Genomic DNA, 18,238 nt, shown 5'->3' on the forward strand with positions numbered 1-18,238 from the left:
CGGCCAATCCCCCTTCACCGCGTGCAGGTCCGTGTGGCAGACGCCGGTGGCGGCGAGGCGGACCAGCACCTCGCCGGGCCCGGGCTCGGGCACCGGCACCTCCTCGATCGTCAGGGGGGCGCCGAATTGCCGCGCCACGGCGGCCCGCATCATCCTGGCCATCTGCCAATCCTTCTGCTGCGCGCGGCACGCTAGGGGGCGGGGCGGCAGGGCGCCTTGCGCTGCATCAAGCGCGCGCCACCTTGGCGCGCGGCGCGGCCGGGCCTAGGCTGCGCCCCCTTGTTCGCCTGACATGTCGGAGATCATCCCAGCCATGCCCGCCCTCGCCGGTCGTCTGAACGACATTGCCGTCTCCGCCTCCGTTGTCATGGGCACCCGTGCCCGGGCGCTGGCCGCCGAAGGCAAGAAGGTGATCAGCCTCGCCGCCGGCGAGCCCGACTTCGCCACCCCCGCCCATGCCATCGAGGCGGCGCACCAGGCGGCGCTCTCCGGCGACACCAAGTACCCGCCGACCGACGGCACGCCGGCGCTGAAGAAGGCGGTGCAGAAGAAGTTCAAGCGCGACAACAACCTCGACTACGCGCTGGACGAGATCATCGTCGCCAATGGCGGCAAGCAGATCATCATGGACGCGCTGCTCGCCACCTGCGACCAGGGCGACGAGGTGCTGATCCCCGCCCCCTACTGGGTCAGCTACGCCGACATGGCGAAGCTGGCGACGGCCACGCCCACCTTCGTCAACTGCCCGCAGAACAACGGCTTCAAGCTGCGCCCGGAGGATCTGGACGCGGCCATCACGCCGAAGACCAAGTGGCTGTTCCTGAACTTCCCGAACAACCCGACCGGCGCCGCCTGCTCCCGCGCGGAGATGCAGGCGATCGCGGCGGTGATGCTGAAGCACCCGCATGTCTGGATCCTGACCGACGACATGTACGAGCACCTCGTCTATGAGGGCGGCTTCTGCACCATCGCCGATGTCGAGCCGCGGCTGAAGGACCGGGTGCTGACGGTCAACGGCACCTCCAAGACCTATGCCATGACCGGCTGGCGCGTCGGCTTCGCCGGCGGCCCGAAGCCGCTGATCAAGGCGATGACCAACATGCAGGGCCAGCTCACCAGCGGCATCAGCACCATCAGCCAGGCCGCCGCCGTGGCCGCGCTGGAAGGGCCGCAGGATCTGGTCGCCGAGCGTGCCGCCATCTACCGCGAGCGGCGCGATCTGGTGGTGGAGATGCTGAACCAGGCCCCCGGCATGGTCTGCCACAAGCCCGAGGGCGCCTTCTACGTCTACCCCGACATCGCCGGCTGCATCGGCAAGACCAGCAAGGGCGGCCGCAGGCTGGAGAACGACACCGACTTCGCCCTGGCCCTGCTGGAGGAGAAGCTGGTGGCCACGGTGCAGGGCACGGCCTACGGCATGAGCCCCTATCTGCGCATCTCCTACGCCACCGACACGGAAAGCCTGCGCGAGGCCTGCGCGCGCATCCAGGAGTTCTGCCGGGAGCTGGCGTGAGCGGCGCCGGCTTCACGCTGCGCGCCGGGCGGGACGCGGACGCGGCGGATTTCATCCGCCTCGTCGGCGATGCCTGGGGCGAGTACCCGAACTGCATCCTCGACGTGGATGGCGAGGTGCCCGAGCTGCGGGCGCTCGCCAGCTACTTCGCGGCGGCCGGCGGCGCGCTCTGGGCGGCGGAGGCGGCGGGGCGCGTGGTGGGCATGGTGGCCACGCGGCCGCTCGGCTCCGACCGCGCCTGGGAGATCTGCAAGATGTATGTCGAGAAGGCGCAGCGCGGCACCGGCCTCGCCCATGCCCTGCTCGGCGGCGCGGAGGAGCATGCCCGCGCCCAGGGCGCGCAGCGGATCGTGCTCTGGACGGACACCCGCTTCGAGGCGGCGCACCGCTTCTACGAGAAGCGCGGCTATGTCCGCTCCGGCTCCATCCGCATCCTCGACGACATCTCGAAATCGCTGGAATTCCGCTACGCCAAGCCGCTGGTGGGGCTGGCGGTGGAGGCGCTGGACGCCGCCGCCGCCGCCAGCGCCGAGCGCAGCCTGGCCGAGATGCTGGTGGCCTGCGTGGCCGATGGCGCCGCCACCGGCCACCTGCCGCCGCTCTCCCTCGAGACGGCGCGCGCCTTCTGGCGGCGCGTCTCGGGCGAGGCGGCGCTGGGCAACAAGCTGCTGCTGGTGGCCTGGCAGGAGGGGCGGGTGGCCGGCACGGTGCAGCTCAACCTCGCCATGCCGCAGGACCAGGCGCACCGCGCCGTGGTGGAGCAGCTCCTGGTGCATCCGGATTTCCGCCGGCGCGGCATCGGCCGGGCGCTGATGCAGCGGGTGGAGCAGGCGGCGCGCGGCATCGGCCGCTCGCTGCTGACGCTCGACATCCGCGCCGGCGCGGCGGCCGAGGCGCTGTGCCGCAGCCGGGGCTGGGTGGCGGCGGGGCGCATCCCGGGCTTCTCGCGCGATGCCACGGGCGCACTGACCGACCAGCTGCTGCTCTACCGCACGCTCTGAGGGCCGGGCCGGAAGGGGGCGCACCCCTTCCGGCCCGCCCGCCCTTGTCCTACGCTCGCGGAATGATCACGCCCGAATACTGCCGCGCCATGGCGGCCTACAACAGCGAGATGAACCGCCGCTTCTACGCCGCCGCCTCCGGGCTGGACGAGGCGGCGCGGACACGCCCGCGCGGCGCCTTCTTCGGCTCGCTGCATGGCACGCTCTGCCATCTGGTCTGGGGCGACATGCAGTGGATGAGCCGCTTCGATGGCGGGCCGCCGCCGCCGGTGAAGCTGCCCGAGAGCGCCGGCATGATTCGTGACTTCGCCGCGCTGGCCGCCGCCCGCGTGGCGCTCGACGCACGCATCGAGGCCTGGGCGGCGGGGCTGGACGCGGCGCGGCTGGCGGGCGACCTCACCTGGTACAGCGGCGCCGCCGGCCGCGAGGTGACCCGGCCCATGGCCCTGCTGGTGGTGCATTTCTTCAACCACCAGACACACCATCGCGGCCAGGCCCACGCCCTGCTGACGGCCGAGGGTGCCCGGACCGGGGATACCGACCTGTTCCTCGTGCTGCCCTGACCCGCGCAAAGCGGGCAGGGGGGGGCGAAAACTCCCCCGCGCCTTCCGTGTTCTCCCCGCGACACGCAAGGGAGACCACGACATGCCTGACATTCAGCAGAGCAAGATCCTGATTCTCGCCACGGACGGCTTCGAGGAATCCGAGCTGTTCGTGCCGCTGGAGAAGCTGCGCGCCGCCGGCGCCACCGTGCATGTGGCCGCGCCCGGCAAGACCCGCGAGCCCGGCAGCATCGTCGCCTGGGACGGCCAGAAGCAGCCGGAGGACTGGGGCCGCAAGGTGCCGGTGGACCGCAAGCTGGAGGAGGCCGCCGCCGATGACTACGACGCCATCGTGCTGCCCGGCGGCGTGCTGAACCCGGACCAGCTGCGCGTGAACCCCGCCGTCATCAGCCTGGTGCGGGACTTCGCCGCCAAGGGCAAGGTGGTGGCCTCGATCTGCCATGGCCCGTGGATCCTGGTGGAGGCCGGGCTGGCGAAGGGCCGCAAGATGACCTCCTTCGCCTCGATCAAGACCGATGTGCAGAATGCCGGCGCCAACTGGCTGGACCAGGAGGTGGTGACCGACCAGGGCATCGTCACCAGCCGCTCGCCCGAGGATCTCGATGCCTTCGTCGCGAAGATCATCGAGGAGGTGCGCGAGGGCGACCACGGCCCCCGCCGCGCCGCCTGAACGGCCTGTGCGAGACCGGGCCGGGGGAGGCATCCCCCGGCCCTTTTCACGTCCTCAGCGCAGGAACGGCCCGACCGCCGCGAGCACCGCCTCCGGCGCCTCCTCGGCGAGGTAGTGGCCGCTCCGCACCGGCCCGCCGCTGACCGGCCCGGCGGCATAGCCCTGCCACAGCTCCAACGGCTGGTACCACTGGCCGATCTTCCCCTTCTCGCCCCACAGCACCATCAGCGGGCAGCGGATCTTCTCCCCCGCCGCGCGGCTGGCGCGGTCATGCTCCAGGTCGATGGTGGCGGCGGCGCGGTAATCCTCGCAGATGGCGGTGACGGTGCCGGGCCGGCGCAGCGCGGCGAGGTAGTCGGCACGCGCCTCGGGGTGGAAGAAGCCCTTGTCCTTCGGCTCGCGCGAGGTCTGCAGGTCGAACCAGTCCTCGACATCGCGCAGGATCATGCGCTCCGGCAGGTCGTGCTTCTGCGCCAGGAAGAACCAGTGGTAGTAGCCGAGCGCGAAGGCCATGTCGGTGCGCTCGAAATGCTCGATCGTCGGCACGATGTCGAGCAGGGCGAGGCGCTCCACCGCCTCTGGCGCGTCCAGCGCCAGCCGGTGCGCCACGCGGGCGCCGCGGTCATGCGCCAGCACGCGGAAGCGCTCATGGCCGAGGCCGCGCATCAGCCCCAGCATGTCGGCTGCCATGGCGCGCTTGGCGTAGGGCGCATGGTCGGGGGTCGGTCCCGGCTTGCCGGAGAAGCCGTAGCCGCGCAGGTCCGGGCAGATCACCGTGTGGCGCTCGGCCAGAAGGGGCGCGACACGGTGCCACATGGCATGGGTCTGCGGGTTGCCGTGCAGCAGCAGCAGGGGCGGGCCCTCGCCCCCCCGGCGCAGGCGCAGCGTCTGGCCCGCGACGTCGCGTTCCTCCAGGACGAATCCCTCGAAGATCATGCCGTTTCCTCCTCTCCGGAGGGCTCAGCCCAGCACGGTATAGACGCCGAGCGCCAGCCCCGCCGCGCAGAAGCCCATGGACAGGCCCGGCCAGATGCTGCGGGGGCCACGGCTGGCCAGCAGCAGGTTGAAGACCAGCGACAGCCCGAAGCCCACCGCGGCGGTGGTCAGCGGCCGCATGTAGATGCCCCACACCAGCAGGCCGATCCACAGGAAGAAGGCCAGCCTGGCCAGGAGCTTCCAGATCGTGTCGGCCGCGTCGGAGGCCGGGCGCAGCTCCGGCACGTTGGAGCGGGTGTGGATGAAGGCACCGCCCGAGAGCAGCAGCAGCGCGGGAATGAAGGTGTCCATGCCTCAGCCGGGTAGCCAAGCCGGCGCCCCTTGCCAAGCCGCAAAGATGGGCCTGCCTGAGCTCAGCCTGCGCCGCCGCAGGATTTCCTGTCGCCGCCGCGCAGCAGCAGCGGGCAGTAGGGGCATTCCTGGCGTTCCGGCAGGCGGTAGAGCAGGCAGCAGACCTTGCGCCAGTGCTGCGGCCCCTCCGGCCCTTCCAGCAGGCGCATCGGCTCGTGCAGCGGGTTGGCCGAGCCATCTGGCCAGTGCGTGGCCTCGATGACGGCCTGGCCTGGCGCCGCGCTGCCGGGCGGCGCGCCCTCGGCGGTGGCGGCCTCCCGCACGATCCAGGCGAAGTAGCTGGCGGCGTTGGCCCAGAGCACCCGGGGCGCCAGCCGCGCCTCGGCCGCCCAATGCGCGATCAGCGGCGCCAGATGCTCCTGCACCAGCGGCGCGAAGCGGGCGAAGGCGTCGGCCGGGGGCGGCGCCTCGCGCCCGGCATCGGGCAGGGCGATGGCGGCGGGCATGCCCTGCTCGGTCAACATCACCGCCCCGCCCTGCGGCCCCAGCGGCAGGCTGCGATGCGCCAGCAGCAGCGTCAGCACCACCGGCGGGATCAGGGTGTAGAAATAGTGCCGGCTCCACAGCGAGAGCAGGGCACGCCGGTCCTGCCCCGGCTGGCGGCGCAGCAGCGGCGCCAGGATCGCCTCCACGCCGCCGGGCGCCATCAGCGTGGCCAGCGGCAGCGAAGGGCCCGGCGTGCCCAGCGGCACCAGCCCTGCGCCGGCGCGGGTCAGGGGGCCGGTGAGGAAGGGGAAAGGCGTCATGCGCCCCTGCATAGCGCGGATGAGAAGCGTTCGCATCCAATTTCCGCGGCGGCGGGGCAATTGGCCCCGCCGCCGGCCCCGCGCTACTCCACCTGCACATTGGCGGCGCGGATCACCGCCGCCCAGCGCGCGATCTCGGCCTCCAGGAAGCGGCCCGCCTCCTCCGGCGTGCCACCCACCGTCTCGAAGCCCATGCCTTCCAGGTTCCGCACGGTGGCCGGCTCCCGCACGATGGCGGCGATCTCGGTCGAGACGCGGCGCACGATCTCGGGCGGCGTGCGGGCCGGCGCCAGCAGCAGGCACCAGGTGGAGGAGACGAAATCCGGCACGCCGGCTTCGGCGAAGGTCGGGATGTCCGGCGCGAAGGGCGGGCGGGCGGCGCTGGCGATGGCGAGCGGGCGGGCGTTGCCGGCCTCGAATTGCGGCCGCAGGGTCGAGTAGGTGTCGAACATGGCGCTGATGTTGCCGGCGATCAGGTCCTGCAGCGCCGGCTGGGTGCCGCGATAGGGCACATGCACCAGCCGGGTGCCAGTGCGCGCCTGCAGATCCTCCATCGTCAGGTGCGCCGCCGCGCCGATGCCGCTGGAGCCGAAGTTCAGCGCTCCCGGCTTGGCCTTCGCCTCGGCCAGGAGCTCGGGCAGGGTGCGGGGCCGCATCTTCCCGCTGCCGGCCAGGATCAGCGGCGCCGAGACGACATGCGAGACGGGGGCGAAATCCGCCACGGGGTCGAAGGGCAGGCGGCCCTTGAACAGCGTGGCGTTGGCGGCGTGTGCGCCGATCACCATGACGAAGGAATAGCCATCGGGCGGGCTGCTGGCGACGACCCCGGCGCCCAGGATGCTGTTGGCGCCGGGGCGGTTCTCGATGACGACCGGCTGGCCGAGGCGGCGGGAAAGCTGCTCGCCGACCAGGCGGGCGGCGATGTCGGTGGTGCCGCCCGGCGCATAGGGCACGACGATGCGGATGGGCCGGGCCGGCCAGGCCTCGGCCCGGGCCCCGCCACCGGGCGCCAGAGCGGCGAGGCCCGCCGCGCCTAGCGTGAGCGCCTGGCGGCGCGGGAGGCCGGGTGTGAAGCTGCTGGGCATGGACGTTTCCCCTGTCTGTCGTTCGTTGCCGCCCCACTCTGCCGCAGGACAGCCGCCGGGCAAGCCGGTAACGAAGACAGACTCGGGAAAGACCGCGTGCCTCAGCCTTTCAGCAGGTGGCGGCTGGCGCGCCGCAGCAGCCAGCCCTGCAGGCCCGGTGCCTTGTGGATGGCGTCGCGCAACGCCTTCAGCTCGGCCTCCGCGCGGGAACGGGCGAGGGCGGCCTCCACCGCGTGGCCGCGGGCGATCTGCCGTTCCTCCTCCAGCGTGGCGAGGCGGCGCGCCACCCGGCTCCTCTCGCCCTCCGGCCCCTGGCTGATCTCGCGCAGCAGGGCGCGGGCCTCCTCCAGCTCCTGCCGCAGACGCTCGACCTCACCCTGTGCGGCCGCTCCCTGAGGTGGCGCCGAGGACGGGCCGGCCAGACGAGGAGCGCGGGTGTTCGGGATGCTCTTGGAACGCTTGCGGCCCATGCCGGCTTTCCCCTCTCTGCCAAGCCAGGGTCGATACCCTTCCTGGCCGCATGGGGAAAGGCCAACGTCACCGAAAGCGGGAAGCCAAAAAAAGAGGCCCGGAAAACAGAGTTTTCCAGGCCAGTCATACAGGGAGGCTTCACGTCTGGGAGACGAAGGGTCAGAGACCCTTTCCGACCTAGTCGCCGGATGAAGAGACCCTAATGTGCGTCGCAGCATGCGCGTAGGTCGAATATCGCCACTCCGCCATGCGTTCCGCGCATGATGAAGTTTTCGCGTCCTCCCTCAGCCGTTGAGGCTGGCCAGTTCGGACACCAGGAAGTCGCGGAACACGCCGACACGCTTGGAATGCCGCATCTCTTCCGGATAGACGAAATAGGCGTCGATGCGCGGCGCCTTGAGGTCGCCCAGCACCGGAATGAGGTCGCGCAGGTCGTCGCCCATGTAGTCTGGCAGGGCGGCGAGGCCGAGGCCGGAGCGCACGGCGTGCAGCATGGCGGGCAGGCTGTTCACCTCCACCGCCGCGCGGCGCGGGCTTCCGGGGCGGCGCCCGGCTTCCAGCAGCCAGTTGATGCTCTCCACCGGTGGCCGGTAATCGCCATAGACGATCAGCCGGTGGGCATCGAGATCCTCGGCCCTCTGCGGGATGCCGGCCTGCTTCAGGTATTCCGGCGAGCCCACCACCTTCCAGCCGAAGGTGGCGACATGCCGCTGGATCAGGTCCGGCTGCTTCGGCGGGTGCATGCGGATGGCGACATCCGCCTCGCGCATGGCGAGGTCGAGATCGGCGTCGTCCAGCAGCAGCGTCACCGTCACGTCGCTGTGCAGGCCCATGAAGCGGCGCAGGCGCGGTGCCAGCCAGGTGGTGCCGAAGCCGGTGGTGGTGGTCACCTTCAGCCGGCCTGCGGCGCGTTCCCGGCTCTCGGTCAGCAGCGCCTCGGTCATCGCCAGCTTGGCGAAGACCTCCCGCACGGTGCGGTTCAGCGTCTCGCCCTGCTCCGTCAGGATCAGGCCGCGCGCATGGCGGTGGAAGAGGGGCACCTGCAGCGCCTCCTCCAGCGCCTGGATCTGGCGCGAGACGGCCGACTGGCTGAGGTTCAGCGACTCACCCGCATGGGTGAAGCTGCCCGCCTCGGCGACGGCGTGGAAGACCCGGAGCTTGTCCCAATCGAGCGGCATGGCGGGTCAGGCGGCTTCGGCGGTGGCGGCGGCGTCCTCGCGCTCGGCGAGGAACTTCTCCGCCTCCAGCGCCGCCATGCAGCCGGTGCCGGCGGCCGTCACCGCCTGGCGGTAGACACGATCCTGCACATCGCCGGCGGCGAAGATGCCTGCCCGGCTGGTCCGCGTCGAATCAGGGGCCGTCACCAGATATCCTTCCGCATCCATGTCCAGCTGTCCCTTGAACAGGCTCGTGGCCGGGGCGTGGCCGATGGCGACGAAGACGCCATCCACCGCCAGTTCCCGCGCCTGGCCGGTGTCGCGGTCGCGCAGGGCGAGGCCGCGTGCCACGGGCGTGCGCCCCCCGGTCTCCGCCAGGACCTGCTCGGTCAGCGTGTTCCAGAGGATCGTCACGTTGCTCTTGGCCATCAGCCGCTTCTGCAGGATCCGCTCCGCCCGTAGCGTGTCGCGGCGGTGAATCAGCGTCACGTGCCGCGCCAGGTTGGAGAGGTAAAGCGCTTCCTCCACCGCGGAGTTGCCGCCGCCGATCACCGCGACGTCCTTGTTGCGGTAGAAGAAGCCGTCGCAGGTGGCGCAGGCCGAGACGCCGAAGCCGGAAAGCTCCTTCTCGCCCGGGATGCCCAGCCACTTGGCCTGGGCGCCGGTGGCGATGACCACGGCCTCGGCCTCGTAGCTGTCGCCCGAATCGCCGGTGCAGCGGAAGGGCGGGCCGGCGGCGAAGTCGACGGCGGTGATCAGGTCGTGGTGGATGCGGGCGCCGACATGCTCGGCCTGCTCGCGCATCTGCTCCATCAGCCAGGGGCCCTGGATGGGGGCGGCGAATCCGGGATAGTTCTCGACCTCGGTGGTGATGGTGAGCTGCCCGCCCGGCTGCATGCCGGCCACGATCAGCGGCTCCAGCCCGGCGCGGGCGGCGTAGATGGCCGCCGTGTAGCCGGCGGGGCCGGCCCCGAGGATCAGAAGGCGGGTGCGGTGCAGTTCAGACAAGGGCTTGGTCCCGGAATCGCTCTGTTGTCGCAGGATATCGGAAAGAACCCGTTTCCCCGCAACCCGATGCCTTGAATAGAAGGGCTCGTGCAAGGATATTGCGCCTGAAACGCCGCTCGAGCAACGAAACGGTTCCGATGAAGCCTGAAACGATCGACAACCTGGATGCGGTAGACCGCCAGATCCTCGCGGAACTTCAGGCCGATGGCCGGATGACCAATGTGGAGCTGGCCCGGCGGGTGGAGCTCTCCGCGCCGCCCTGCCTGCGCCGGGTGCGCCGGCTGGAGGAGGGCGGCATCATCCGCGGCTACCACGCCGACATCGACCCCGTGGCGCTGGGCTGGCAGATCACCTTCTTCGCGGTGGTGGGGCTGGAGAGCCAGAAGCACGCCATCCTCTCCGCCTTCGAGGCGGAGGTGACCACCTGGCCGGAGGTGCGGGAATGCCACATGATCCGTGGCGGAGGCGATTTCCTGCTGCGGCTGGTGGCGCGCGACACGGCGCATGAGAACGCCCTGACCAACCGCCTGACCGCCGCGCCGAATGTGGGGCGGGTGACGACGCTGCAGACCATCCACACCGCCAAGGAAGTGCCCGGCGTGCCGCTGGACGTGAAATAAGGAAGCGTATGGCGAGGCGGGGGAGGGCCTGCCTCCCCCGCGCGCCCTCAACCCCGCCGCACCACGTAGTTGGCGGCTTCCATCGCGGCGATGATGGCATTGCCCTGTGCGGCGTCGCGCACCTCGATCATCAGCTCCAGTTCGGTGGACTGCACCGTGGGCGCGCCGAAGAGCTGCTGGTGCTTCACCTCGATGACGTTGCCGCCCGCATCCGAGATGCGCTTCGAGATGTCAGCCAGCACGCCGGGGCGGTCGGGGATGTCGAAATGCAGGCGCAGGATGCGGCCATCCCGCAGCAACTGCCGCAGCAGCACGTTGGAGAGCGCCCGGGCATCGATGTTGCCGCCGCAGACCGGGGTGCCGACCTTGCGGCCGGCGAAGCGCCCCGGATGCGCCAGCAGCGCCGCGACGCCGGCCGCGCCGGCGCCCTCGGCCACCACCTTGGCGCCCTCGGCCAGCAGGGCCACGCCCTGTTCCACCGCCCGCTCCGGCACCACCAGCACCTCGATGCCGAGACTCCTGAGCAGCGCATAGGGGGCCTCGCCCACATCGCGCACGGCGATGCCCTCGGCGATGGTGGGCCCGCCGACCGCCACGGGCTGCCCGGCCAGGCGCTGCGCCATGGCCGGGTAGCCTTCCACCTCGACGCCATAGACGGTGAGGCCGGGGTTCAGCTCCAGCGCCGCGGCGGCGCAGCCGGCCAGCAGCCCGCCGCCGCCGACGGGAAAGACCAGCGTGTCCAGCCCCGGCGCGTCCTCGATCATCTCGATCGCCATGGTGCCCTGGCCGGCCATCACGCCCGGGTCGTCATAGGGATGGATGAAGGTCAGCCCCTCGCGCAGCGCCAGCGCATGGGCGTGCGCCGCAGCCTCGGCCAGGGTCTCGCCATGCAGCACCACGGTGGCGCCCCAGCTCTCGGTCCGCACCACCTTGGTGGCGGGCGTGAAGCGCGGCATGACGATGGTGGCGCGTATGCCGAGCAGGCTGGCATGGCGGGCCACCGCCTGGGCGTGGTTGCCGGCCGACATGGCGATGACGCCGGTGGCCTTCTCCCGCGCCGTCAGCAGCGCCAGCCGGTTGGCGGCACCGCGCTCCTTGAAGGCGCCGGTGGCCTGGAGGTTGTCCAGCTTCAGCCACACCTCGCAGCCCGCGGCGCGGCCGATGACGGGGGCCGGCACCATGGGCGTGCGCAGCACCGCGCCCTGGATGCGGGTGGCGGCCTCCCGCACATCGGCCAGGGTGACAAGGCCGGGCGCGGGCAGGTCGAGCGTCATGCCCGGCAGGCTGCGGCTCGGCATGGTCAGACGAAGCGGACCTTGGCGATCTCGTAGGCGCGCGCGCCACCGGGGGCCGGCACCTCGACGGAGTCGCCGAGCTTCTTGCCGAGCAGCGCCTTGGCCAGCGGCGAAGAGATGGAGATGGAGCCCTGCTTGGTGTCCGCCTCGTACTGGCCGACGATCCGGTAGGTCTTCTCCTCCTCGCTCTCCTCGTCGATGACCGTGACGGTGGCGCCGAAGCGCACCTGGTCACCGGAGAATTTCGAGACGTCGATCACCTCGGCGGAGGGGACGATGCTCTCCAGCTCGGCGATGCGGCCCTCGACGAAGGACTGGCGCTCGCGCGCGGCATGGTACTCGGCGTTCTCGGACAGGTCGCCATGCTCGCGGGCCTCGGCGATCGCGCGGATCACCGCGGGACGCTCCTCCGATTTCAGATGCCGCAATTCCTCCTCAAGTCGGGCGAGACCTTCGGCGGTCATCGGGAATTTCTGCACGGCAGATCTTTCCTTCATACGCGGCAACGGCCGCCGGGCAGGACCCGGCGGCCTTCCGGCACCCCAGGGCGGTTGCCCCTGCGGATGCCATTGGCGGGAAACATGGATCGGGCGGGACGGGCCTTGCAGCCTGCCCCGCCCCGCCCTTCAGAACGAAGGAGGAAAGTAAGCCTGTAGGGGCGCCACTTCAAGAGTTCCGGCCTTCAGCGCGGCGATGGCGTGCACCGCGGCGCGGGCGCCGGCCATGGTGGTGTAGTGCGGCACCCCATGGGTCAGCGCGCCGCGGCGGATGTCGAAGCTGTCCGCCACCGCCTGGCCGGTGCCGGTGGTGTTGATGACGAGCTGGATCTCGCCATTGCGGATGGCGTCCACGCAATGCGGGCGGCCTTCCATCACCTTGTTCACCACCGTCACGGCGAGCCCCGCCTCGCGCAGCGCCGCGGCGGTGCCGCGCGTGGCCAGGATGCGGAAGCCCATGTCGGACAGGCGGCGGACGAAGGAGATGGCCCCCTTCTTGTCGGTGTCCTTCACCGAGACGAAGGCGGCGCCCTCCAGCGGCAGCTTCACGCCGGCGCCGAGCTGCGCCTTGGCGAAGGCGCGCTCGAAGGAGGCGTCGAGCCCCATCACCTCGCCGGTGGACTTCATCTCCGGCCCGAGGATGACATCGACATTGGGGAAGCGGTTGAAGGGGAACACCGCCTCCTTCACCGCGACGTGCCGGTTCACCGCCTCGTCGTCGAGCTTGAACTCGGAGAGCTTCGCGCCGGCCATGACGCGGGCGCCGATCTTGGCGATCGGCACGCCGGTGGCCTTGGCCACGAAGGGCGCCGTGCGCGAGGCGCGCGGGTTGACCTCGAGGACGAAGATCTCGCCGTCCTTCACCGCGTACTGCACGTTCATCAGGCCCTTCACCTTCAGGGCCTTGGCCATCGCCTCCGTCTCCGCCTTCAGCTCGGTCACCACCGAGGGGGGGAGGGAGTAGGGCGGCAGCGAGCAGGCGCTGTCGCCCGAATGGATGCCCGCCTCCTCGATGTGCTCCATGACGCCGGCGACATAGACCTGCCCGTCCTCGTCGGCGATGCAGTCCACATCCACCTCGATGGCGTCCTGCAGGTACTGGTCGATCAGGATCGGGTTCTCGCCGGAGACGATCACCGCCTCCTGGCCGAAGCGCAGCAGCTGCTCGCGGTTGTAGGCGATCTCCATGGCGCGGCCGCCCAGCACGTAGGAGGGGCGCACCACCACGGGGTAGCCGATGCGCTCGGCCTCGACCACCGCTTCGTCCAGCGTGCGGACGATGCCGTTCTGCGGCTGCTGCAGGCCGAGGCCCTTGAGAAGCTGCTGGAAGCGCTCGCGGTCCTCGGCGATGTCGATGGCCTCGGCGGAGGTGCCGAGGATCGGGATGCCCGCCTTGTGCAGCGCCTGGGAGAGCTTCAGCGGCGTCTGCCCGCCATACTGCACGATGCAGCCCAGCACCTCGCCCTTCTCCTGCTCCTTGCGGATCAGGGAGATCACGTCCTCGGCCGTCAGCGGCTCGAAGTAGAGGCGGTCCGAGGTGTCGTAGTCGGTGGAGACGGTCTCGGGGTTGCAGTTGACCATGATGGTCTCGAAGCCGGCTTCGCGCAGCGCGTAGCAGGCATGGACGCAGCAATAGTCGAACTCGATGCCCTGGCCGATGCGGTTCGGCCCGCCGCCGAGGATGACGATCTTCTTGCGGTCCGTCGGCCGGCTCTCGCAGGCGGGGGTGCCGAAGCCGCCCTCGTAGGTCGAGTACATGTAGGGCGTGTCGGAGGCGAACTCGGCGGCGCAGGTGTCGATGCGCTTGAACACCGGCAGCACGCCGAGGCCGAGGCGGTGCTGCATCACCGCCGCCTCGCTCTGGCCGCTCAGCACGCCGAGGCGCTTGTCGGAGAAGCCCATCGCCTTCAGCCGGCGCAGCCCGTGCGCGTCCTGCGGCAGCCCCTCGGCGCGGACGCCCTCCTCGGCGCGGACGATCTTCTCGATCTCGCGGATGAACCACGGCTCGAAGCGGCAGGCCTCGTGGATCTCCTCCACCGTCAGGCCGGCGCGCAGCGCCTGCGCCACGTTCAGCACGCGGTCCGGCTTCGGCGTGGCGAGCGAGGCGATATGCGCCTCGCGGCTGTTGTCGGCCATGGCGATATCGTCGAGGCCCGACAGGCCGGTCTCCAGGCTGCGCAGGCCCTTCTGCAGCGCCTCGTTGAAGGAGCGGCCGATCGCCATCGCCTCGCCCACCGACTTCATCGAGGTGGTCAGCGTCGCCGGCGTGCCGGGGAACTTCTCAAACGTGAAGCGGGGAATCTTGATGACGACGTAGTCGATGGTCGGCTCGAAGCTGGCCGGCGTCACCATGGTGATGTCGTTCTTCAGCTCGTCCAGCGTGTAGCCGACGGCGAGCTTGGCGGCGATCTTGGCGATCGGGAAGCCCGTCGCCTTCGAGGCCAGCGCCGAGGAGCGGGAGACGCGCGGGTTCATCTCGATGACGACCATGCGGCCATCCACCGGGTTGATGCCGAACTGCACGTTGGAGCCGCCGGTATCGACGCCGATCTCGCGCAGGCAGGCGATGGAGGCATCGCGCATGCGCTGGTACTCTTTGTCGGTCAGCGTCAGCGCCGGCGCCACCGTGACCGAGTCACCGGTGTGCACGCCCATCGGGTCCAGGTTCTCGATGGAGCAGACGATGATGCAGTTGTCCGCGGTGTCGCGGACCACCTCCATCTCGTACTCCTTCCAGCCCAGCACGCTCTCCTCGATCAGCACCTCGTTGGTCATCGAGGCGGAGAGGCCGGCGGAGACGATCTGCTCGAACTCCTCGCGGTTGTAGGCGATGCCGCCGCCCGTCCCGCCCAGCGTGAAGGAGGGGCGGATGACGCAGGGGAGCTTCACCAGCTCCAGCCCGGCGCGCGCCTCCTCCATCGTGTGGGCGATGTGGCTGCGCGGGCTCTCGATGCCGATCTTGGTCATCGCGTCGCGGAACTTCAGCCGGTCCTCGGCCTTGTCGATCACCTCGGCCTTGGCGCCGATCAGCTCGCAGCCATACTTCTCCAGCACGCCGGCCTCGGCCAGCTTGAGGGAGGTGTTCAGCGCCGTCTGGCCGCCCATGGTCGGCAGCAGCGCGTCCGGGCGCTCCTTGGCGATGATCTTCTCCACCATCTCGACCGTGATCGGCTCGATATAGGTGGCGTCCGCCAGGCCCGGGTCGGTCATGATGGTCGCGGGGTTGGAGTTCACCAGGATCACCCGGTAGCCCTCCGCCCGCAGCGCCTTGCAGGCCTGCGCGCCCGAATAGTCGAACTCGCAGGCCTGGCCGATGACGATGGGGCCGGCCCCGATGATCAGGATGGACTTGATGTCTGTACGCTTCGGCATCGGGAGGGCCCTTATCGGCGGGAGTCGGTGGCGAGTTTGACGGCGATCAGCCCCAGCGCGCCGCCCAGCACATAGCGCTGCGCGGCCAGCCAGAGGGGACGCCTGGCCAGGAAGGTGGAGATGCCCCCGGCGCCCAGCACCAGGAGGATGTCGAACAGCGCGCCGATCAGCACCTGCACGCTGCCCAGGATGACGCCCTGCGCCAGCACGCTGCCGCGGGCGGGGTCGATGAAGGGCGGCAGCACCGCCACGTAGAACAGCGCCACCTTCGGGTTCAGCAGCGCCGTGGCGGCGCCCACGGCGAACAGCCGGGCCGGCGGCTCCGGCGGCAGGGCGCGCGGCTCGAACACCGAGGCGCCGCCGGGGCGCAGCGTCTGCCAGGCCATCCAGCCGAGATAGGCGGCGCCGCCCAGGCGCAGCACGTCATAGGCATAGGGCACCGCCAGCAGGGCCGCGGTGACGCCGGCCGCGGCGGCCAGCATGATCAGCGCCATGCCCGCCTGGCAGCCGGCCAGCGAGACCAGACCCGCCTGCCGCCCCTGCGCCAGGGTGCGGGAGGCGAGGTAGAGCATGTTCGGCCCCGGCGTAACCGCCAGCCCCACGGAGAGCGCGGCGAAGGCCAGGAGCGCCGCGAGCGAGGGCATCAGCCCATCCCCGCGGCAGGAACCGGCGCCGCGCCCATGGCCTCAGCCCTGGATCGAGAAGCCGCCATCGACCGGGATGGCGGTGCCGGTGATGAAGGCGGCCTCGTCGCTGGCGAGGAAGGCGGCGATGCCGCCGAAATCCTTCGGGTCGCCCCAGCGCTTGCTGGGGCTGCGGGCGATGACGGCGTCGTTCAGGGTCGGCACGTCCTGCCGCGCCTTGCGGGTCAGGTCGGTGTCGATCCAGCCGGGCAGGACGGCGTTGGCGGTGATGCCATCGGCGCTCCAGGCGGCGGCGAGGGACTTGGTGTACTGCACCACCGCGCCCTTGCTCGCCCCATAGGCCGGGGAGAAGGAGACGCCGAAGATGGAGAGCATGGAGCCGATGTTGATGACGCGGCCATGGCCGCTCGCCTTCAGCGCCGGGTAGGCGGCGCGGGTCAGGCGCATCACGCCGGTCAGGTTGGTGTCCAGCACCGTCATCCACTCCTCGTCCGTCACCATGTGCGGAGCCTTGCGGATGTTGGTGCCGGCGTTGTTCACCAGGATGTCGAGCCGATCATGCCGGGTCAGCACGGCCGCTACCAGCGACTCCGGCACGGCGGGGTCCGTCAGGTCGGCCTGGATGGTCATGGTGTCGCGGCGCAGCTCGGCGGCGGCGGCGGCGTTCTTCTCCGCGCTGCGGCCGGCGATGACGATGCGCGCGCCGCAGGCGGCCAGGCCGCGCGCCATGCCGAGGCCGATGCCGCCATTGCCGCCGGTGACCAGCGCCACGCGCCCCGTCAGGTCGAACATTCCAGCCATGCCCTGTCTCCCCTGTTCTGGCCGGCGGCTCAGGCCGCCTTGTGCTTCTCGATCATCTCGACAAAGCGGTGGAAGAGATAGTGGCTGTCCGACGGGCCGGGGCTGGCCTCCGGGTGGTACTGCACCGAGAAGGCCGGGCGGTCGGTGGCGGCGATGCCCTCGTTCGAGCCGTCGAACAGCGAGACATGGGTGATCTTCACCGTCTCCGGCAGCGACTTGTCGTCCACCGCGAAGCCGTGGTTCTGGCTGGTGATCTCGACGCGGCCGGTGGCCAGGTCCTTCACCGGCTGGTTGGCGCCGCGATGGCCGCGGTCCAGCTTGAAGGTGCGGCCGCCCAGCGCCAGCGCCAGCAGCTGGTGGCCGAGGCAGATGCCGAACACCGGCGTGCCGGCATCCAGCACGCCGCGGATGGCGGGCACCGCGTAGGCGCCCGTCGCCGCCGGGTCGCCGGGGCCATTCGAGAGGAACACGCCATCCGGCTTGTGCGAGAGGATGTCCTCGGCGGTGGCGGTGGCGGGCAGCACGGTCACCTCGCAGCCGGCATCGGCCAGGCAGCGCAGGATGTTGCGCTTGGCGCCGTAATCGACCGCGACCACCTTGTGCTTGCGCGCCGGCGCCACGTTGTAGCCCTCGCCCCAGGACCACAGCCCCTCGGTCCAGGCATAGGACTGGCGGCAGGAGACCTCCTTGGCCAGATCCATGCCCTCCAGCCCCGGCCATCCGGCGGCCTGGGCGCGCAGCGCGGGGATGTCGAAGCGGCCATCCTGCGGGTGGGCCAGCACGCCGTTCGGCGCGCCGCCGTCGCGGATGCGGGCGGTGAGCGCGCGGGTGTCGATGCCGGCGATGCCGGGGATGCCGTGGCTCTTCAGCCAGTCGTCGAGGTGCCGGGTGGCGCGGTAGTTGGCCGGCTCGGTCAGGTCGAGCTTCACCACCAGGCCGCGCGCGGCGGGGGTGATGCTCTCCACATCCTCGGCATTGGCGCCCACATTGCCGATATGCGGGAAGGTGAAGGTGATGATCTGCCCGGCATAGGAGGGGTCGGTCAGGGTCTCCTGATAGCCCGTCATGCCGGTGTTGAAGCAGATCTCGCCGACGCTGGCGGTGTGGGCGCCGAAGCCCACGCCCCAGAAGACCGTGCCATCGGCCAGCACCAGGGCGGCGGTGGCGCCGGCGGGGGGCTGCTGATCGTCGGTCGGGGTGGCGGCAGCGGGCATGCGCGTCTCCGGGCTCGGTTCGGTCTGCGGGGTGGGGGCGGCGGCCAGCTCCGCCAGGGAGAGGCCGGTGGCGGCGAGGATCGCCGGCCAGTGCTTGGCGGGAATGGCGCGCGCCTGGCGCCACTTCCGCACCGCCTCGGTGCCGACGCCGCAGCGCTCGGCCACGGCTTCGCTGCCGCCCATCAGGGCGATGATGTCATCCACAGACCGCATGGGAGGCTTATGTGGGAAGAA

The 18,238-nt window shown here is 70.9% G+C and carries 19 protein-coding genes; 5 read left to right on the plus strand and 14 right to left on the minus strand.

Annotated elements, in window-relative coordinates:
• Positions 1–162: alcohol dehydrogenase catalytic domain-containing protein (locus ACZJYS_RS05745; RefSeq protein WP_493176454.1), on the minus strand; the 162-nt coding region annotated here is incomplete at its 3' end.
• 151 nt (positions 163–313) lie between these two features.
• Between ACZJYS_RS05745 and ACZJYS_RS05750 the strand changes: the two genes are divergently transcribed.
• From ACZJYS_RS05750 to ACZJYS_RS05765, 4 genes are all read left to right on the plus strand, one after another.
• The gene (locus ACZJYS_RS05750) at positions 314–1,513 is read left to right on the plus strand and encodes a pyridoxal phosphate-dependent aminotransferase (protein ID WP_493176415.1); all 1,200 of its coding nucleotides are present in this window, start codon (positions 314–316) and stop codon (positions 1,511–1,513) included.
• Positions 1,510–2,514, plus strand: coding sequence for a GNAT family N-acetyltransferase (locus ACZJYS_RS05755; protein ID WP_245906177.1), 1,005 nt, complete (start codon positions 1,510–1,512; stop codon positions 2,512–2,514). Before ACZJYS_RS05750 ends, ACZJYS_RS05755 begins: the two co-directional genes overlap by 4 nt.
• Before the next feature lie 62 nt (positions 2,515–2,576).
• The gene (locus ACZJYS_RS05760) at positions 2,577–3,077 is read left to right on the plus strand and encodes a DinB family protein (RefSeq protein WP_493176417.1); all 501 of its coding nucleotides are present in this window, start codon (positions 2,577–2,579) and stop codon (positions 3,075–3,077) included.
• Between the two features lie 82 nt (positions 3,078–3,159).
• Positions 3,160–3,747: a type 1 glutamine amidotransferase domain-containing protein gene (locus tag ACZJYS_RS05765; protein WP_379633372.1), complete on the plus strand. Its 588-nt coding sequence runs from the start codon at positions 3,160–3,162 to the stop codon at positions 3,745–3,747.
• A 54-nt stretch (positions 3,748–3,801) separates the two neighbouring features.
• Here the strand turns inward: ACZJYS_RS05765 and ACZJYS_RS05770 are convergent, their stop codons facing one another.
• From ACZJYS_RS05770 to trxB, 7 genes are all read right to left on the minus strand, one after another.
• Entirely contained in the window at positions 3,802–4,683 is an 882-nt protein-coding gene (locus ACZJYS_RS05770; protein ID WP_493176419.1) for an alpha/beta fold hydrolase, read from the minus strand.
• Positions 4,684–4,707: 24 nt separating this feature from the next.
• Positions 4,708–5,034 carry a multidrug DMT transporter permease gene (locus ACZJYS_RS05775; protein ID WP_109516127.1) on the minus strand — a complete coding sequence of 109 codons (327 nt, stop codon included), beginning with the start codon at positions 5,032–5,034 and terminating at the stop codon, positions 4,708–4,710.
• 62 nt (positions 5,035–5,096) lie between these two features.
• Complete coding sequence (fhuF, locus tag ACZJYS_RS05780) at positions 5,097–5,876, minus strand: siderophore-iron reductase FhuF (protein WP_493176420.1); 780 nt, start codon at positions 5,874–5,876, stop codon at positions 5,097–5,099.
• Between the two features lie 47 nt (positions 5,877–5,923).
• Positions 5,924–6,925: a tripartite tricarboxylate transporter substrate binding protein gene (locus ACZJYS_RS05785; protein WP_109516125.1), complete on the minus strand. Its 1,002-nt coding sequence runs from the start codon at positions 6,923–6,925 to the stop codon at positions 5,924–5,926.
• 101 nt (positions 6,926–7,026) lie between these two features.
• The gene (locus ACZJYS_RS05790) at positions 7,027–7,395 is read right to left on the minus strand and encodes a hypothetical protein (RefSeq protein WP_109516124.1); all 369 of its coding nucleotides are present in this window, start codon (positions 7,393–7,395) and stop codon (positions 7,027–7,029) included.
• 285 nt (positions 7,396–7,680) lie between these two features.
• The gene (locus ACZJYS_RS05795; protein ID WP_379649259.1) at positions 7,681–8,574 is read right to left on the minus strand and encodes a LysR family transcriptional regulator; all 894 of its coding nucleotides are present in this window, start codon (positions 8,572–8,574) and stop codon (positions 7,681–7,683) included.
• A gap of 6 nt (positions 8,575–8,580) precedes the next feature.
• Positions 8,581–9,561 (minus strand): thioredoxin-disulfide reductase, encoded by a 981-nt coding sequence (gene trxB, locus ACZJYS_RS05800; protein ID WP_109516122.1) that lies wholly within the window; start codon positions 9,559–9,561, stop codon positions 8,581–8,583.
• Positions 9,562–9,698: 137 nt separating this feature from the next.
• Between trxB and ACZJYS_RS05805 the strand changes: the two genes are divergently transcribed.
• A complete protein-coding gene (locus ACZJYS_RS05805; protein ID WP_109516121.1) occupies positions 9,699–10,181 on the plus strand; it encodes an Lrp/AsnC family transcriptional regulator in 483 nt (160 codons plus the stop codon).
• A gap of 47 nt (positions 10,182–10,228) precedes the next feature.
• Here the strand turns inward: ACZJYS_RS05805 and ACZJYS_RS05810 are convergent, their stop codons facing one another.
• From ACZJYS_RS05810 to carA, 6 genes are all read right to left on the minus strand, one after another.
• Positions 10,229–11,479 (minus strand): threonine ammonia-lyase, encoded by a 1,251-nt coding sequence (locus tag ACZJYS_RS05810; RefSeq protein WP_245906174.1) that lies wholly within the window; start codon positions 11,477–11,479, stop codon positions 10,229–10,231.
• Between the two features lie 2 nt (positions 11,480–11,481).
• Positions 11,482–11,955, minus strand: coding sequence for a transcription elongation factor GreA (greA, locus tag ACZJYS_RS05815; protein WP_109516120.1), 474 nt, complete (start codon positions 11,953–11,955; stop codon positions 11,482–11,484).
• A gap of 147 nt (positions 11,956–12,102) precedes the next feature.
• The gene (carB, locus tag ACZJYS_RS05820; RefSeq protein WP_109516119.1) at positions 12,103–15,345 is read right to left on the minus strand and encodes a carbamoyl-phosphate synthase large subunit; all 3,243 of its coding nucleotides are present in this window, start codon (positions 15,343–15,345) and stop codon (positions 12,103–12,105) included.
• Positions 15,346–15,356: 11 nt separating this feature from the next.
• Complete coding sequence (locus ACZJYS_RS05825; RefSeq protein WP_109516118.1) at positions 15,357–15,989, minus strand: LysE family translocator; 633 nt, start codon at positions 15,987–15,989, stop codon at positions 15,357–15,359.
• A 42-nt stretch (positions 15,990–16,031) separates the two neighbouring features.
• A complete protein-coding gene (locus ACZJYS_RS05830; RefSeq protein WP_493176423.1) occupies positions 16,032–16,790 on the minus strand; it encodes an SDR family NAD(P)-dependent oxidoreductase in 759 nt (252 codons plus the stop codon).
• A gap of 29 nt (positions 16,791–16,819) precedes the next feature.
• Complete coding sequence (gene carA, locus ACZJYS_RS05835; protein ID WP_493176424.1) at positions 16,820–18,217, minus strand: glutamine-hydrolyzing carbamoyl-phosphate synthase small subunit; 1,398 nt, start codon at positions 18,215–18,217, stop codon at positions 16,820–16,822.
• Positions 18,218–18,238 lie beyond the last annotated feature (21 nt).

The organism is Roseomonas sp. TS2 (genome assembly GCF_058833935.1).

What these genes read in the sequence shown, in the direction of transcription:
- ACZJYS_RS05750 (WP_493176415.1), top strand. Translation starts at nt 314, where the DNA reads ATGCCCGCCCTCGCCGGTCGTCTGAACGACATTGCCGTCTCCGCCTCC.
- ACZJYS_RS05760 (WP_493176417.1), top strand. Translation starts at nt 2,577, where the DNA reads ATGATCACGCCCGAATACTGCCGCGCCATGGCGGCCTACAACAGCGAG.
- ACZJYS_RS05765 (WP_379633372.1), top strand. Translation starts at nt 3,160, where the DNA reads ATGCCTGACATTCAGCAGAGCAAGATCCTGATTCTCGCCACGGACGGC.
- ACZJYS_RS05770 (WP_493176419.1), bottom strand. Translation starts at nt 4,683, where the DNA reads ATGATCTTCGAGGGATTCGTCCTGGAGGAACGCGACGTCGCGGGCCAG.
- ACZJYS_RS05775 (WP_109516127.1), bottom strand. Translation starts at nt 5,034, where the DNA reads ATGGACACCTTCATTCCCGCGCTGCTGCTGCTCTCGGGCGGTGCCTTC.
- fhuF (WP_493176420.1), bottom strand. Translation starts at nt 5,876, where the DNA reads ATGCGAACGCTTCTCATCCGCGCTATGCAGGGGCGCATGACGCCTTTC.
- ACZJYS_RS05785 (WP_109516125.1), bottom strand. Translation starts at nt 6,925, where the DNA reads ATGCCCAGCAGCTTCACACCCGGCCTCCCGCGCCGCCAGGCGCTCACG.
- ACZJYS_RS05790 (WP_109516124.1), bottom strand. Translation starts at nt 7,395, where the DNA reads ATGGGCCGCAAGCGTTCCAAGAGCATCCCGAACACCCGCGCTCCTCGT.
- ACZJYS_RS05795 (WP_379649259.1), bottom strand. Translation starts at nt 8,574, where the DNA reads ATGCCGCTCGATTGGGACAAGCTCCGGGTCTTCCACGCCGTCGCCGAG.
- ACZJYS_RS05805 (WP_109516121.1), top strand. Translation starts at nt 9,699, where the DNA reads ATGAAGCCTGAAACGATCGACAACCTGGATGCGGTAGACCGCCAGATC.
- ACZJYS_RS05810 (WP_245906174.1), bottom strand. Translation starts at nt 11,479, where the DNA reads ATGCCGAGCCGCAGCCTGCCGGGCATGACGCTCGACCTGCCCGCGCCC.
- carB (WP_109516119.1), bottom strand. Translation starts at nt 15,345, where the DNA reads ATGCCGAAGCGTACAGACATCAAGTCCATCCTGATCATCGGGGCCGGC.
- ACZJYS_RS05825 (WP_109516118.1), bottom strand. Translation starts at nt 15,989, where the DNA reads ATGCCCTCGCTCGCGGCGCTCCTGGCCTTCGCCGCGCTCTCCGTGGGG.
- ACZJYS_RS05830 (WP_493176423.1), bottom strand. Translation starts at nt 16,790, where the DNA reads ATGGCTGGAATGTTCGACCTGACGGGGCGCGTGGCGCTGGTCACCGGC.
- carA (WP_493176424.1), bottom strand. Translation starts at nt 18,217, where the DNA reads ATGCGGTCTGTGGATGACATCATCGCCCTGATGGGCGGCAGCGAAGCC.